The following is an 897-nucleotide window of genomic DNA, read 5'->3' as shown; positions in this document are numbered from 1 at the left end:
ATTACACGTTATTCCCTTACTAGTCCTTACTTCGCCGGCGCCGCCTCGTTCACCATGCCGAGGGCGTTCAGGGTTTTCGGGAAGCCGATGATGGGGTTCAGCACCACGAGCGTGTCGAGGAGCATCTGACGGGTGTTGCCGACCGAGATGTTCCCGCCCGCGTGGGCCTTCACCTGGGGTTCGCACCCGCCCAAAGCCGAGATCACCGCGAAGGTGAGGAGTTCGCGCTCCTGCAGCGTCAATCCCGGACGGACGTAGCCGACCGCAAAGCAGAAGCTGGTCAGCATGTCCACCATCAACGGACGCTCGTCCGCCTTGGCGTTCCGGTGCATTTGATCGATCGCGGGCCCGAAGATCCCCTTCTGGATCTTGAGGCCGACCTCGAAACGTCCGTCCTCGGGTGCGGGAGCGGGTTGCGGGAGCGGGAGCTTCTGTTCTTCCAGAATCGCGAGGAGGAGGTCTTCCGCACGGCGTGCGAGCGGCACGCCCGCGTAGGGCATCACCTGCATGATCGCTTCGCGGAGGGCGAGCGGCTCGACCTTTTCAGTGAGCGCCTGCCGGATGATGTCCGCCAAGGTGAGGTCGTCGCCGATCGCGGTCAGCGCCGAGACGGCGGCGAGGCGCTGCATGCGCACGGGGAGAGACTTCACGTGCTTCGCCTGTTCTTCGCCCGAGAGGAAGGCCCAGGCCTTGGCGGCGTTGCCCTCGGTCTTGGGGACGGCGGCTTGGGCCGAAACGGAGAGACCCGCGCCCACGGCAGCGGCGGCGGTGGAGAGGGCGGCGGTGTTGAGGAAGGTTCTGCGCATCATGACGGGGCCTTGGGAAATCGGTGGGTTCTTGGGTTCAGGGGTTCTTCGGTCGTTCGGACTTGGGTTCGTCGGGGCGTCGGGCCCTCGG

1 protein-coding gene is annotated in these 897 nt (G+C 65.7%); it reads right to left on the bottom strand.

Going from position 1 to position 897, the window contains the following annotated elements:
• Positions 1-26: 26 nt before the first annotated feature.
• Positions 27-809, bottom strand: a complete 783-nt coding sequence (locus HMPREF9440_RS02015; protein WP_008540993.1) for a carboxymuconolactone decarboxylase family protein — start codon at positions 807-809, stop codon at positions 27-29.
• Positions 810-897 lie beyond the last annotated feature (88 nt).

The sequence above is a fragment of the Sutterella parvirubra YIT 11816 genome, assembly GCF_000250875.1.
Classification (GTDB): Bacteria; Pseudomonadota; Gammaproteobacteria; order Burkholderiales; family Burkholderiaceae_F; genus Sutterella; species Sutterella parvirubra.
Note: the sequence above shows the minus strand (reverse complement) of the source record. Positions and strands in the feature narration are given on the sequence as shown.

Bases quoted from the DNA above. Each gene is read 5' to 3' on its own strand.
- HMPREF9440_RS02015 (WP_008540993.1), bottom strand. From the start codon at position 809: ATGATGCGCAGAACCTTCCTCAACACCGCCGCCCTCTCCACCGCCGCC.